Below are 13,862 nucleotides of genomic sequence, written 5' to 3'. Positions count from 1 at the left end.
CGCGGCCCCCGTCCTCCCGGGTGGGAGGGGCGGGGGCCGCGGGCGTCGGTGCTTCAGCGCCTCGGGGCGTACGGCCTCAGAGCGAGTAGACCTCTTCGATCAGCGCCTGCTGCTCGGCGGCGTGCCGCTTGGCCGAGCCGACCGCCGGGGACGAGGCCGCCCCGCGGGCGACGCGGCGCAGCCGCGAGCCGTTGGCGCTGCGGCCGATGACGACCTGCAGGTGGTCGACCAGGTTCATCGCGATGAACGGCCAGGCGCCCTGGTTGGCCGGCTCCTCCTGCGCCCAGACGAACTGGACGTTCTCGCCGTAGCGGGCCAGCTCCTCCTGGAGCTCTGCCACCGGCAGCGGGTAGAGCCGCTCGACCCGGACGATCGCGGTGTCGGTGACGCCGCGCTCGGTGCGGGCCGCCGCCAGGTCGTAGTAGAACTTGCCGGCGGTGATGACGACCTTGCGCACCTGCGCCGGGTCGACGGTGTTGTCGCCGATGACCGGGCGGAACGAGCCGGACAGGAACTCCTCGGTCGCACTCGCCGCGGCCTTGAGACGCAGCATCGACTTCGGGGTGAAGACGACCAGCGGCTTGTGGTGCGGGTTGTGCGCCTGCCAGCGCAGCAGGTGGAAGTAGTTCGACGGCAGGGTCGGCATGGCGACCGTCATGTTGTTCTGCGCGCACAGCTGCAGGAAGCGCTCCGGGCGGGCGGACGAGTGGTCCGGGCCCTGGCCCTCGTAGCCGTGCGGCAGCAGCAGGGTGACGCCCGAGTGCTGGCCCCACTTCTGCTCGGCGGAGGCGATGTACTCGTCCACCACGGTCTGCGCGCCGTTGACGAAGTCGCCGAACTGCGCCTCCCACATGACCAGCGAGTTCGGGCGGGTCAGCGAGTAGCCGTACTCGAAGCCCATCGCCGCGTACTCCGACAGCAGGCTGTCGTAGACGGTGTAGCGGGCCTGGTCCTCGGTGAGGTACTGCAGCGGGGTGTAGTCCTCGCCGGTGTTGCGGTCGATCAGGACGGCGTGCCGCTGGCCGAAGGTGCCGCGGCGGCTGTCCTGGCCGGCCAGGCGGACCGGGTGGCCCTCCATGAGCAGCGAGCCGATGGCGAGGGTCTCGCCCGTCGCCCAGTCGATGGTGTTGTCCTCGACCGAGGCGGCGCGGCGCTGCAGCTGCGGCAGCAGGCGCGGGTGGACGGTGAGCCAGTCCGGCAGGTTGACCTGGGAGGCGGCGATCCGCTTGACCATCTCCTGGGAGATGCCGGTCTGGATGTTGACCGGGAAGTCGGCGACCGGCTTGCCGGCGGGGGCCACGGCCGGGGTCTGGGCGGCGTCGCGGACCTCGGCGAAGACCTTCTCCAGCTGGCCCTGGAAGTCCTGGAGCGCCTGCTCCGCCTCTTCCATGGTGATGTCGCCGCGACCGATCAGGCCCTCGGTGTACAGCTTGCGCACCGAGCGCTTCTTGTCGATCAGGTCGTACATCAGCGGCTGGGTGAACGACGGGTTGTCGGCCTCGTTGTGACCGCGGCGGCGGTAGCAGATGAGGTCGATCACGACGTCCTTGTGGAACGTCTGACGGAACTCGAAGGCGAGCCGCGCGACGCGGACCACGGCCTCCGGGTCGTCGCCGTTCACGTGGAAGATCGGGGCCTCGATCATGCGGGCCACGTCGGTGCAGTACATCGAGGAGCGCGAGGACGCCGGGGCCGCGGTGAAGCCGACCTGGTTGTTGACCACCAGGTGGATCGTGCCGCCGGTGCGGTAGCCGCGCAGCTGCGACATGTTCAGGGTCTCCGCGACGACGCCCTGGCCGGCGAAGGCCGCGTCGCCGTGGATCTGGATCGGCAGCACCGGGAAGGTGGTGCCGCCCTGGTCCAGGATGTCCTGCTTGGCGCGGGCGATGCCCTCGACGACCGGGTCGACCGTCTCCAGGTGGGAGGGGTTCGCGGCGAGCGAGACCTTGATGGTCTCGCCGTCCAGGCCGGTGAAGGTGCCCTCGGAGCCGAGGTGGTACTTCACGTCGCCGGAGCCGTGCATCGACTTCGGGTCGAGGTTGCCCTCGAACTCGCCGAAGATCTTGCCGTACGGCTTGCCGACGATGTTGGCCAGCACGTTGAGGCGGCCGCGGTGGGCCATGCCGATCACGGCCTCGTCGAGGCGGTGCTCGGCGGCGGCGTCGATGGTGGCGTCCAGCAGCGGGATGAGCGACTCGCCGCCCTCCAGCGAGAAGCGCTTCTGCCCGACGTACTTGGTCTGCAGGAAGGTCTCGAAGGCCTCGGCCGAGTTCAGCCGGCGCAGGATGCGCAGCTGCTCCTCGCGCTCCGGCTTGGAGTACGGCTTCTCCAGGCGCTCCTGCAGCCACCTGCGCTGCTTCGGGTCCTGGATGTGCATGTACTCGACGCCGACGGTGCGGCAGTAGGTGTTGCGCAGCAGGCCGAGGATGTCGCGGAGCTTCATCATCTTCTGGCCGCCGAAGCCGCCGACCGCGAACTCGCGCTCCAGGTCCCACAGGGTGAGGCCGTGGGTGGTGACGTCCAGGTCGGGGTGCTTGCGCTGCTTGTACTCCAGCGGGTCGGTGTCGGCCATCAGGTGGCCGCGCACGCGGTACGCGTGGATGAGCTCCATGACGCGGGCGGTCTTGTTGACCTCGTCGTCGTGGGTGGTGGCGACGTCGGTGGCCCAGCGGACCGGCTCGTACGGGATCCGCAGCGACTCGAAGATCTCGTCGTAGAAACCGCTCTCGCCGAGCAGCAGGCGGTGGATCTCGCGCAGGAACTCGCCGGACGCCGCGCCCTGGATGACGCGGTGGTCGTAGGTCGAGGTCAGCGTCATGATCTTGGAGACGCCCAGGCGGGACAGGGTCTCCGGGGCGGAGCCCTGGAACTCGGCCGGGTACTCCATGGCGCCGACGCCGACGATGGTGCCCTGGTTCTGCATCAGGCGCGGCACGGAGTGCACGGTGCCGATGCCGCCGGGGTTGGTCAGCGAGACCGTGACGCCGGTGAAGTCGTCCATGGTCAGCTTGTTGGCGCGGGCCCGGCGGACGATGTCCTCGTAGGCCTGCCAGAAGCCGAAGAAGTCGAGCGTCTCGGCCTTCTTGATGGCCGCGACGACGAGCTGGCGGTCGCCGTTCGGCTTGACCAGGTCGATGGCCAGGCCGAGGTTGACGTGCTCGGGCTTGACCAGGAAGGCCTTGCCGTCCTCCACCTTGTAGCTGTAGTTCATCCCCGGGGAGGCCTTGATGGCCTGGACCAGGGCGTAGCCGATCAGGTGGGTGAAGGAGACCTTGCCGCCGCGGGCGCGCTGCAGGTGGTTGTTGATGACGATGCGGTTGTCGATCAACAGCTTCGCGGGCACCGCGCGGACCGAGGTCGCGGTCGGCACCTCCAGCGAGGCGTCCATGTTGGTGGCGACGGCCTTCGCCGGGCCGCGCAGCTGGACCAGCTCGGGGCCGGCGGTCGCGGCCGGAGCGGCAGCGGCGGCCGGGGCGGCGGCCTTGGGGGCCGGGGGCGCGGCGGGAGCTGCGGCGAGCGGCGCGGGGGCCGGCGCCGGAGCGGCCGGTGCGGCGGGCGCGGGCGCGGCCGGAGCAGCAGCGGCGGGCGCGGGCGCGGCCGGAGCAGCAGCGGCGGGCGCGGGGGCAGCGGCAGGGGTCGGCGTGGGGCCGGCCTGGGTCGCGGCCTGGGTCACTGGAGTCACCTCGGTACCGGGCTTGTAGTCGGCGAAAAAGTCCCACCAGGCTCGGTCGACCGAGTTCGGGTCCTGGAGGTACTGCTGGTAGATCTCATCGACGAGCCACTCATTGGGGCCGAAGCCAGTGGAGCTTGCCGAGCTATTGGGGGTTTCAGGGGACTGTGGCGACACGGCGGCAACCGCCCTCTTCCGCTTCCTTTTGGGATGTTTGGACAGCGGGGATTAAGGCTACGCCCCTGACCAGTGATCGCGCAGTCCCCGGGGGTCCGGCGTCGCCCAGATCACAGTCCTGACCTGCAGATTGGCTGGAAACGTACGTTAGAAAGCCGTATCTGAGGGGAACTGATCGCGCCCGATCGCGTGACAAACCGGGATGAAAACGGACAAAGACCCGGCCGGATCGTCGAATGATCTTCGTATACGTCTGTGTCGGTTCTGTGACACAGCCCTCCCCGCATGCGGTTGGACGATCCGACCAGGGGGAGGGTCCGGCCCGGCCGTCCACGGCTCAGCGCTGCCCCGGCAGCCGGACCTCGATCCGGCAGCCGCGGGGCGACTCGGCGACCGCGATCCGGCCGCCGTGCAGGTCCACCGCCCAGCGGGCGATGGCCAGGCCGAGGCCGGTGCCGCCGTCCGAGCCGGGCCCCTGGGCGGTCGCGGTGCCGCTGCGGCTGAACCGCTCGAACACCCGGCCGCGGTCCGCCGGCGGGATGCCCGGGCCCTCGTCCTCGACCTCCAGCAGCAGGCCGCCGGGCCCGCCGTCGGGCCGCGCGCGGACCGTCACGGTGCCGTCGGGCGGGGAGTGCTTGCAGGCGTTGTCGACCAGGTTGGCGACCACCTGGTGGAGCCGTTCCGGGTCCGCCACCCCGGTCAGGCCGGTCGGGCTGACCTCCAGGGCCAGCCGGACGTCGCCGCGCCGGGAGAACGCCCCGCCGGCCGTCGCGCCGTCCACGGTGACCCCGCGCAGCACGCCGTCCAGGAACTCGCGCACCTCGAAGGGGCGGGCGTCCAGGTCGACCACGCCGTCGTCGATCTTGGAGAGGTCCAACAGGTGGGTGACCAGGCGGCCGAGCCGCTCGGTCTGCTCCAGCGCGGCCCCCAGGGTCGCCGGGTTGGGCTGGACGACGCCGTCCACCACGTTCTCCAGGACGGCGCGCAGTGCGGCGATGGGTGTGCGCAGCTCGTGCGAGACGTTGGCGACCAGCTCGCGGCGGTGCCGGTCGGCGGCCCCCAGGTCGGCGGCCATCTGGTTGAAGGCGGCCGCCAGCTCGCCGATCTCGTCGCGCGAGTTCACCTCGACCCGGCGGCTGTAGTCGCCGGAGGCCATCGCGCGGGCGGCGGCCGTCATCTCGCGCAGCGGGGCGGTCAGCCCGTGTGCGAGGAACTGCATGAAGAGCAGCGAGGCGATCATGGAGAAGACCATGATGATCCGGATCTGGGTCTCGGACCGGATCGCCACGACCACCATGCCGGTGGCCAGGAAGACGGAGACGATCACCAGCAGGGCGAGTTTGCCCTTGATCGAGCGGACCGGGTCGAGCGGCCGGATGTCGGCCCAGACCCGGCGGGCGGCGCGGGCGGCCAGCGTCTGCGACCGCGTGCCGCCGGTGTCCCCGTTGCGTTGCTGTGGAAAGGTCATCGGTCCCCTGTGATCCCCGCGTACGTCCCTCGCGTGGTGTGCGCGGCGGTTCGGGACACGGGCCCCCCGGAGGCCCGTCGCCCGAGGCGCGCGCTACGAGAGCGGAGCCTCCAGCGCGTACCCGACACCGTGGACGGTACGGATCCAGCTCGCCCCGATCTTGCGGCGCAGCGCCTTGACGTGGCTGTCCACGGTGCGGGTGCCGGACGCGTCCGTCCAGTCCCAGACCTCGGCCAGCAGCTGCTCGCGGGTCAGCACGGCGCGCGGTTGGGCGGCCAGGCAGGCGAGCAGGTCGAACTCGGTGGGCGTCAGGTGGACGTCGCCCGAGGCGAGCCGGACCCGGCGCTGCACGTGGTCGATCTCCAGCTCGCCGAAGCGCAGCGAGCCGAGCGCGGGCGTACGGGCCGCCTGCTGGGCGCGCTCGACGCGGCGCAGCAGCACGTTGACCCGGGCGGCCAGTTCGCGCATCGAGAACGGTTTGGTCATGTAGTCGTCCGCGCCCACGCCGAGGCCGACCAACAGGTCCGTCTCGTCGTCGCGCGCGGTCAGCATCAGCACCGGCACCGGGCGCTGGGCCTGGATCCGGCGGCACACCTCAAGGCCGTCGAAGCCGGGCAGCATGATGTCGAGGACCACCAGGTCCGGCTGCCAGGTGTGGAAGCCGTCGACCGCGCCCGGCCCGTCGTGGGCCACGGCGACCTTGAAGCCCTCCGCGCCCAACCGGGCCGCGATCGACTCCGCGATCGTCGGCTCGTCCTCCACCACCAGCACTCTGCGTTGGCTGCTCACCGTGCCGCCGCTGTTGTTGTTGTCCTGCTGAAGTTCTGTCACGGTCACGCCACCGCCCCCAGGGCTGCGGGCCGGCCACCTGTGGGGATGGCGGGGCTCCGCTCGTAGTCTTGTTCCGTCGTGGACTGTGCCGGGTCCGCCGTCCCGTCGCGCGCCCGGGTCGGTGGGCGGATTGTCGGCCGCCCACTTCTCCCGCGCACTTCGCAGCGTACGGACAGTGGATGCTTCCCGGCAGGTGGACCGGACATTTCCGGCCCGTGGACTGGCCGTCGGGCCGCCCGCGGACCCACTGCACGAGTGGGCACGGGCCGATACCTTACCCGGCGATTTTTCCCTGCGTAACGGTACGTATGCAGTCGAGTTGACGCCAAGTCGCCGGTCAGAGCCCCTGTCGGCGGGTTGATCGGAAGAAGGTCTGGACCAATAGCGGGAATCCGGCCGACCGGTTTCCCGATGGTCTTCACCGGCTTTTCTCAGGTGCCTCTCAGAACCTCGACGTAACGTGGTCACGACAACGCCCCGCCGGGTGGGATCCGCGGCGCGCGCCGGTACGTTGGGCACCTGGGTGAGGGGCCGGTGGCTGCGGGCGTGGAGCGGAGGCGGCATGGCTGGGGTGCGGCGAGGCGCCGGACACGTCGGGGCGCCGTCGGCGGGCCCGCCGTACGGGATGCTGCGCCACGGCCTGCGCACCGGCGTCGTCGAATGGCTGCTGGCGCGGGTGCCGACCCCCCGGCGCAACCCCTTCACCCTCGGCTATCTCGCGGTGGTGGGTGCCACCACGACTTTTGCCAAACTCGCCGATCCGGAACTCGTGCAGCGGCTGCAGGAGGCCTCCAGTTCCGACGGTCACAACCTCCTGCAGCATCCGCTGCGCGCGCTGCTGCTCAGCGGTTTCTGGGTGGCCGGCGAGGTGTGGATGCCGTACCTGTGGGGATTCGCCGTCACCCTCGCGCCGCTGGAGCGCCGGATCGGCTCGGCCCGGGCGGCGGCGGTCTTCGCGATCGGACACGTCACGGCCACCCTGCTGTCCCAGGGCGTGGTGATCGTCGCGGTGGAGACCGGACGGCTGGAGACCCGGGCGCTGGACTACCTGGACATCGGCGTCAGCTACGGCGTGCTCGCCTGCCTGGGCGCGGTGGCCGGACTGCTCCCCCGGCGCGGCCGGCTGGTGGCGCTCGGCGGCGCCGGGCTGCTGATCGCCGAGCAGATCCTCACCGATCGGGACGTGGTCACCGCCGTCGGGCACCCGGCCGCGGTGCTCACCGGGGTGGCGCTGTGGCGCTGGCTGCGCCGGACCCAGGCGCGTCGGCCGCGGCCGCGTCGTACCGGGGTGGAGGCCGCGGGCTCCGCGCCCGCACCGGGTGGCGCCCCGGTCCTGGACGCGCGCTGACCCCTTCGGGTGCTTTCCCCGGACGCTTTTGACGGCGCCGCCTGCCGCTCCCTCCCGTTCGCTCACGGCGAACAAGCCCGCGGGAACATCCGGCGGGCGCCAGGCCTTAGTCAGGTCGACTCAACTTCACTGACTGGGGAGAGATCATGGCATCGACGTCCACACCGCTCACCCTGCCCGTGCTGCCGCTCGACGACGAGGTCGTCCTGCCGGGCATGGTCGTTCCGCTGGACCTGAAGGACACCGAGGTGCGGGCCGCGGTCGAGGCCGCCCGCGCGGCGGCCACCGGCGCCGGCAAGCCGCAGGTCCTGCTGGTCCCGCGGGTGGACGGCTCGTACGCGGCGGTCGGCACCCTGGCCACCGTCGAGCAGGTCGGCCGACTGGCCGATGGGGAGCCGGCGGCGCTGGTGCGCGCCGTGCGCCGGGTCCGGATCGGGGTCGGCACCACCGGCCCCGGCGCCGCCCTGTGGGTGGAGACCACGCCGTTCCGGGAGTCCTCGGTGGACACCCCGGTGGCCGGCCGGGCCGCCGAGCTGGTCAAGGAGTACAAGGCGCTGTCCACCCAGTGGCTGCGCCGGCGCGGCGCCTGGCAGATCGTCGACCGGGTGGCCCAGATCGAGGGCGTCGGCGAGCTCGCCGACAACATCGGCTACGCGGCCTTCGTCACCGCCGAGCAGAAGCTCAAGGTGCTGCTGGAGGCCGACCAGGTCGCCCGCCTGGAGTACGCGCTGACCCTGCTGCGCGACCACCTCGCCGAGGAGGAGGTCAACGACACCATCCGCAAGGACGTCGAGGAGGGTGTGGCCAAGCAGCAGAAGGAGTTCCTGCTCCGCCGCCAGCTGGAGGCCGTCCGCAAGGAGCTGGCCGAGCTGAACGGCGACCCGGCCGACGAGGAGGGCGACTACCGCGCCCGGGTCGAGGCCGCGGAGCTGCCCGAGAAGGTCCGGGAGGCGGCGCTCAAGGAGGTCGACAAGCTGGAGCGGTCCTCCGACCAGTCGCCCGAGGGCTCCTGGATCCGCACCTGGCTGGACACCGTCCTGGAGCTGCCCTGGAACGAGCGCACCGAGGACGCGTACGACATCGCCGGCGCCCGCGCGGTGCTGGACGCCGACCACGCGGGCCTGGCGGACGTGAAGGACCGCATCGTCGAGTACCTCGCGGTGCGCAAGCGCCGGGCCGACCAGGGGCTCGGGCTGGTCGGCGGCCGCCGCGGGGGAGCGGTGCTGGCGCTGGTCGGCCCGCCCGGCGTCGGCAAGACCTCGCTCGGCGAGTCGGTGGCCCGCGCCATGGGCCGCGGCTTCGTCCGGGTCGCGCTCGGCGGCGTGCGGGACGAGGCCGAGATCCGCGGCCACCGGCGCACCTACGTCGGCGCGCAGCCCGGCCGGCTGGTGCGGGCGATCAAGGAGGCCGGCTCGATGAACCCGGTCGTCCTGCTCGACGAGATCGACAAGGTCGGCTCGGACTACCGGGGAGACCCGGCCGCCGCACTGCTGGAGGTGCTGGATCCGGCGCAGAACCACACCTTCCGGGACCACTACCTGGAGGTCGAGCTCGACCTCTCCGACGTCGTCTTCCTCGCCACCGCCAACGTGCTGGAGGCCATCCCCGAGCCGCTGCTCGACCGGATGGAGCTGGTCCGCCTCGACGGCTACACCGAGGACGAGAAGGTCGTCATCGCCCGCGACCACCTCCTCCCGCGCCAGCGGGAGAAGGCCGGGCTGGGCGGCGAGCAGGTCAGCGTCGACGAGGCGGCGCTGCGCCGGCTGGCCGGGGAGTACACCCGGGAGGCCGGAGTGCGGAACCTGGAGCGCTCGATCGCCCGGGTGCTGCGCAGGATCGCCGCCCAGGCCGAGCTCGGCGAGCGCGAACTGCCCGTCGCGATCGGCCCGGACGACCTGCGCGCCCTGATCGGGCGGCCCCACCACGCGCCGGAGGCCGCCCAGGAGCCGGCCGAGCGGCGCACCGCCGTCCCCGGCGTGGCCACCGGCCTCGCGGTCACCGGCGCCGGCGGCGACGTCCTCTACATCGAGGCCTCGCTCGCCGACGCCGAGACCGGCGGCACCGGACTCACCCTCACCGGGCAGTTGGGCGACGTGATGAAGGAGTCCGCGCACATCGCGCTCTCCTACCTGCGTTCGCGCGGCGCCGAACTGGAGCTGCCGGTCACCTCGCTGCGCGACCGCGGCGTGCACCTGCACGTCCCGGCCGGGGCCGTCCCCAAGGACGGGCCGAGCGCCGGCATCACCATGACCACGGCGCTGGCCTCGCTGCTGTCCGGCCGCCGGGTGCGCACCGACGTGGCGATGACGGGCGAGGTGTCGCTGACCGGGCGGGTACTGCCGATCGGCGGGGTGAAGCAGAAGCTGCTCGCCGCCGACCGGGCCGGCGTCACCACGGTGATCATCCCCAAGCGCAACGAGGCCGACCTGGACGACGTCCCGGCCGAGGTGCTGGAGCGGCTCACCGTCCACCCGGTGGCGGACGTGCGCGAGGTGCTGACGCTGGCCCTGGAGCCGGCCGAGGTCCTGGTCGCGGCGGCCTGACGGGCGCGCAAGGGGCCCTCCTGGCGGATCGACCGCCGGGCGGGCCCCTGCCCGTGCGCTCCACGGCCCCTCCGCGAACGGGCGGGCGGGTTCACCCGCGCAGCGACGGTGACGGGAGGGACGGCGGCACGCGTGCGAGACTGCGAAGATGCCGTCCCCCACGCAGCGTGCCCTGGCCCGGGTGCCGGCCCGGCTGTGCCCGTTCCTGCTCCGGCACCGCAGGCTGGTGAAGTTCCTGCTGGTCGGCGCGCTCTGCTTCACCCTCACCCTGGTGATCGACTTCGAGCTGAAGTTCACCGTGCTGGCGCACAAGCCGGTGGCCGCGCTGACCGTCGCCACCGTGATCGGGACGGGGGTCTCCTACGTGCTGAACCGGCGGTGGTCCTTCCGGGCCGCCGGCCGCCACCGGGAGGCGCTGCTGTTCTCCCTGGTCAGCGTGGTGGCGATCGCGGTGAACGACCTGCCGCTGGTGGTCTCCCGCTACGTCCTGGACCTGCGCGAGCCGTACGTCGGCCCGTTCGCCCAGGAGGCCGCGGACTTCCTCAGCGGGATGGTCGTCGGCACCTTCGTCGCCATGCTGTTCCGCTTCTGGGCGATGCAGCGCTGGGTCTTCACCTGTCCCGCCGAGCGCCCCCGCACCGTACTGCCCGCCGGGCCCGCCCTGGTGAGGACGCCGTCCCCGGAACCCGGTTACGCTGCACCCGAGATGCCACCAAACATGCCTTAGTACCAGCGGCGTGAGAGAGCGGCGCGAGCGAAGCGAGGTGGGCGCATGAACGTGATGCGTGAGCCGGACGGCCTCCGGCGCGGGCCCGCCAGCCAGCAGGGGATGCGCAGGGCCAACCTGGCCCTGGTGCTCGGGGTGATCGCGCGGGCCCCGCGCTCGCGGGCCGAGGTGGCCGCCGAGACCGGGCTGACCAGGGCCGCCGTCTCCTCGCTCGCCGAGCAGCTGATCGCCGACGCCCTGGTCGTCGAGGAGGGCCCGGCCGCGCCCAGCGGCAAGGTCGGCCGCCCCGGCACCGCGCTCGGGCTCAACCCGCTCGGGCCCGGCGGCCTCGGCGCCGAGATCGGCGTGGAGCACCTCGGCGCCTGCGTGGTCGACCTGCGCGGTGAGGTCCGGGCCTGGCTCCGCCGGGAGGTCAGCAACCGGGGCCGGCAGCCCGCCGCCGTCATGGCCGACCTCGCCGAACTGCTGCGCTCGGCCGTCGCCGAGTCGGGTCTGCGCCCGGCCGGGCTGACCCTGGCCGTCCCCGGACTGGTCGGCACCTCCGGCGGAGTGCTCCAGCGGGCGGCCAACCTGGGCTGGCAGGACGTCCCGCTGGCGGCCGAACTGCGCCCGGCCCTGCGCGCGGCCGGTGCGGCCGACCTGGCCGAGCTGCCGGTGGAGGCGGACAACGAGGCCAACCTGGGTGGCCTGGCCGAGCGGTGGCTGGACGACGGGCCGGAGGACTTCCTGTACGTCTCGGCGGAGGCCGGTGTCGGCGCGGCGATCGTCGTCGGCGGGCGGCTGTTGCGCGGGGCGCGCGGCTACGCGGGGGAGTTCGGCCATGTGCCGGTTCACCCGGACGGGCCCCGCTGCGCCTGCGGCGCGCACGGCTGCCTGGAGCAGTACGCGGGGGAGGCGGTGCTGCGGGCGGCCGGGTCGGCGAACGTGCGGGGCGACTGGGTGACGCTGCTCGCCGAGCGCGCCGAGGCCGGGGACGAACCGGCGCGGGCGGCCTTGGCCGGGGCCGGATCGGCGCTGGGCACCGCGGCCGCCGGGGCGGTCAACCTGCTGGACCCGGCCGAGGTGGTGCTGGGCGGCGGCTACGCGCGGCTGGCGCCCTGGCTGCTGCCGGCGATGCGGGCCGAGCTGGCCGCCCGGGTGACGGTACGGCCCTGGTCGGACGAGCGGCTGACGGTGTCCCGGCTCGGCCGGCGCGGACCGCTGCTGGGTGCCGCGGTGGGCGTGGTGCGCGCCGTCGTCGCCGACCCGGGCCGGCTGGCCGGCGGTTGAGCACCGACGGCGGACGTCCTCCGGCCGGAGCGGCCGGAGTGGCCGGAGCCGCCGAGCCGCCGGAACGCGACCGCGCCCCGGCCGAGGGCCGGGGCGCGGTCGTCCGGACCGGGAGGCTCAGGCCTCCTTGACCAGCTCGCGGCCGCCGGAGCGGGGGCCGCGCAGGACGGCCAGGAAGGTGACGGCGACGCCGGCCACCGCCCAGACCACCAGTACCACGATCGGCATCGCCAGGTTGGTGGAGCCGAAGTAGGCGATCGACCGGGCGGCGCTGGTGCCGGCGCCGTTCGGGATCACGGAGCCGATCGCCCGCCAGAAGGCCGGCATCATCGGCGGCGGGTAGACCCCGCCCGCGCTCGGGTTGCCCAGCACCACGAAGATCAGCACCGCGATGCCGATGCCGACGATGTCGAACAGGCACTGCAGGGCCATGGTGAACGCGCCGACCGTGAACACCACCAGGGTGCCGACCGCGGACAGGCCCGGGATCGAGCCGGGCAGCGCGTCCAGGACCGGCCCGGCGATCACCGTGCCGCCGATGCCGGCCGCGATCGAGTACAGGGCCAGCACGCCGAGCCGGATCACCGCGCGGTGGGCGTTGGCGGGCTTGGAGCCGGCGCTGATGCCGAGGATCGAGGCGACCAGGTAGCCGCCGACGCACCAGCCGATCACCAGGTAGAAGGCGGAGAGGCCGTTGGTGTCGCCCTTGGCGAGCGGCACGACGTCCTCGACCTTGACCGTGCGGCCCTGGGTCTGCTCCACCGCGGTAGTGATGGTCTCGGCGGCCTTGGCGGCGGACGGGCCGCGGGCGCCGCCGACCAGCAGGGTGTCCTGGTTGCCGGCCGGGTTCACGACCAGCGCGGCGTAGATCTTCTGGTCCTTGATCTGCTGGGTGGCGGTCTCGGCGTCCGGCGCGGTGACGGCCTTGACGGCGTCGTTCGGCGCCGAGTCCAGTGCCTGGACCAGCTTGGGGGCGACCTGCGGCGGGGCGACCACCGCGATCGACAGGTTGTGCGGGGTCGGGTGGTGCAGCGCCCCGACGTACGAGGTGATGAAGCCGAGTTGGAGCAGCAGTACGGCGACCACCAGCAGCGCCGCGCGCGGCGTGACCGCGCCCTTGAGTTCGGCGATGAAACCCTGCCCCGGGGCGGCCATCCACATCTCCTTGTGTATAGGGGGAAAACGGATACTTCATACCATGAACTAGTTGTCTTGTCTCACCTCGCGCGCCGGGTCCGGGCCCGTGCGGCTGCGGGATACTGGCGCGGTGAGTGACGAGAAAGCCCTGCTGGCGGTGGAGCACGAGGTCGCGCTGATGTTCCGGCGGGGCCGGGCCCGAGTGGCGGAGCTCTCACGCCGGGTGCACCCCGAGCTGGAGGGGATGGCGTACAGCCTGCTCGGCTACGTCGAGCAGGCCGGGCCGGTGCGGGTGACGGACGTCGGCGTGCACTTCGCGGTCGGCAAGGCGACGGTGAGCCGGCAGATCCGGGCGCTGGAGGAGCTGGGTCTGGTGGCCAGGGAGGCGGACCCGCAGGACGGCCGGGCCGCGCTGGTCTCGCTGACCGAGGACGGGCGACGGCGCTACCTGGCGGCCCGGGACGTCCGGATGCGGCGGGTGCGCGAGCTGCTGGGCAACTGGTCCCGGGGGGACGTCGACCGCTTCGCGGAGCTGCTGCACCGCTTCAACGACGTGATCGGGGAGCCTCCGGTGGAGTGACCGGCGGCGACGGGGTGAGCCCGGCGGGCCCGCGTGGTGCGGGATCCGGCCGGGCTTTACGTGGCCTTGAAGAAAGTTGCCTAAGTCAACCATTGGTCTTATGGTTGCCTAA

Annotated in this window: 9 protein-coding genes; 5 read left to right on the top strand and 4 right to left on the bottom strand. The window is 72.7% G+C overall.

Annotated features, from left to right (window positions below; genetic code table 11):
• Positions 1-76 precede the first annotated feature (76 nt).
• From P3T27_RS08865 to P3T27_RS08855, 3 genes are all read right to left on the bottom strand, one after another.
• Complete coding sequence (locus tag P3T27_RS08865) at positions 77-3,847, bottom strand: multifunctional oxoglutarate decarboxylase/oxoglutarate dehydrogenase thiamine pyrophosphate-binding subunit/dihydrolipoyllysine-residue succinyltransferase subunit (protein ID WP_280676122.1); 3,771 nt, start codon at positions 3,845-3,847, stop codon at positions 77-79.
• Between the two features lie 337 nt (positions 3,848-4,184).
• A complete protein-coding gene (locus P3T27_RS08860) occupies positions 4,185-5,315 on the bottom strand; it encodes a HAMP domain-containing sensor histidine kinase (protein WP_280676120.1) in 1,131 nt (376 codons plus the stop codon).
• Between the two features lie 93 nt (positions 5,316-5,408).
• Entirely contained in the window at positions 5,409-6,146 is a 738-nt protein-coding gene (locus P3T27_RS08855) for a response regulator transcription factor (RefSeq protein ID WP_280676118.1), read from the bottom strand.
• A 562-nt stretch (positions 6,147-6,708) separates the two neighbouring features.
• Here P3T27_RS08855 and P3T27_RS08850 point away from each other — a divergent pair.
• From P3T27_RS08850 to P3T27_RS08835, 4 genes are all read left to right on the top strand, one after another.
• Entirely contained in the window at positions 6,709-7,494 is a 786-nt protein-coding gene (locus P3T27_RS08850) for a rhomboid-like protein (protein ID WP_280676116.1), read from the top strand.
• A 146-nt stretch (positions 7,495-7,640) separates the two neighbouring features.
• The gene (gene lon, locus P3T27_RS08845) at positions 7,641-10,037 is read left to right on the top strand and encodes an endopeptidase La (RefSeq protein ID WP_280676114.1); all 2,397 of its coding nucleotides are present in this window, start codon (positions 7,641-7,643) and stop codon (positions 10,035-10,037) included.
• Positions 10,038-10,185: 148 nt separating this feature from the next.
• On the top strand, positions 10,186-10,764 hold the full coding sequence (locus P3T27_RS08840; protein ID WP_280676112.1) for a GtrA family protein: 579 nt from the start codon (positions 10,186-10,188) through the stop codon (positions 10,762-10,764).
• 45 nt (positions 10,765-10,809) lie between these two features.
• Entirely contained in the window at positions 10,810-12,033 is a 1,224-nt protein-coding gene (locus P3T27_RS08835) for an ROK family transcriptional regulator (RefSeq protein ID WP_280676110.1), read from the top strand.
• Between the two features lie 117 nt (positions 12,034-12,150).
• Here P3T27_RS08835 and P3T27_RS08830 read toward each other — a convergent pair whose 3' ends face one another.
• Entirely contained in the window at positions 12,151-13,188 is a 1,038-nt protein-coding gene (locus P3T27_RS08830) for an ABC transporter permease (RefSeq protein ID WP_280676108.1), read from the bottom strand.
• Between the two features lie 112 nt (positions 13,189-13,300).
• Between P3T27_RS08830 and P3T27_RS08825 the strand changes: the two genes are divergently transcribed.
• Positions 13,301-13,750: a MarR family transcriptional regulator gene (locus P3T27_RS08825; RefSeq protein WP_280676106.1), complete on the top strand. Its 450-nt coding sequence runs from the start codon at positions 13,301-13,303 to the stop codon at positions 13,748-13,750.
• The last annotated feature ends 112 nt before the right edge of the window (positions 13,751-13,862 follow it).

The organism is Kitasatospora sp. MAA19 (genome assembly GCF_029894125.1).
Lineage (GTDB): Bacteria > Actinomycetota > Actinomycetes > Streptomycetales > Streptomycetaceae > Kitasatospora.
The sequence above is the reverse complement of the archived record's forward strand: the minus strand, read 5'-3'. Positions and strand labels throughout refer to the sequence as shown.

Bases quoted from the DNA above. Each gene is read 5' to 3' on its own strand.
- P3T27_RS08835 (WP_280676110.1), top strand. From the start codon at position 10,810: ATGAACGTGATGCGTGAGCCGGACGGCCTCCGGCGCGGGCCCGCCAGC.
- P3T27_RS08860 (WP_280676120.1), bottom strand. From the start codon at position 5,315: ATGACCTTTCCACAGCAACGCAACGGGGACACCGGCGGCACGCGGTCG.
- P3T27_RS08830 (WP_280676108.1), bottom strand. From the start codon at position 13,188: ATGGCCGCCCCGGGGCAGGGTTTCATCGCCGAACTCAAGGGCGCGGTC.
- P3T27_RS08850 (WP_280676116.1), top strand. From the start codon at position 6,709: ATGGCTGGGGTGCGGCGAGGCGCCGGACACGTCGGGGCGCCGTCGGCG.
- P3T27_RS08840 (WP_280676112.1), top strand. From the start codon at position 10,186: ATGCCGTCCCCCACGCAGCGTGCCCTGGCCCGGGTGCCGGCCCGGCTG.
- lon (WP_280676114.1), top strand. From the start codon at position 7,641: ATGGCATCGACGTCCACACCGCTCACCCTGCCCGTGCTGCCGCTCGAC.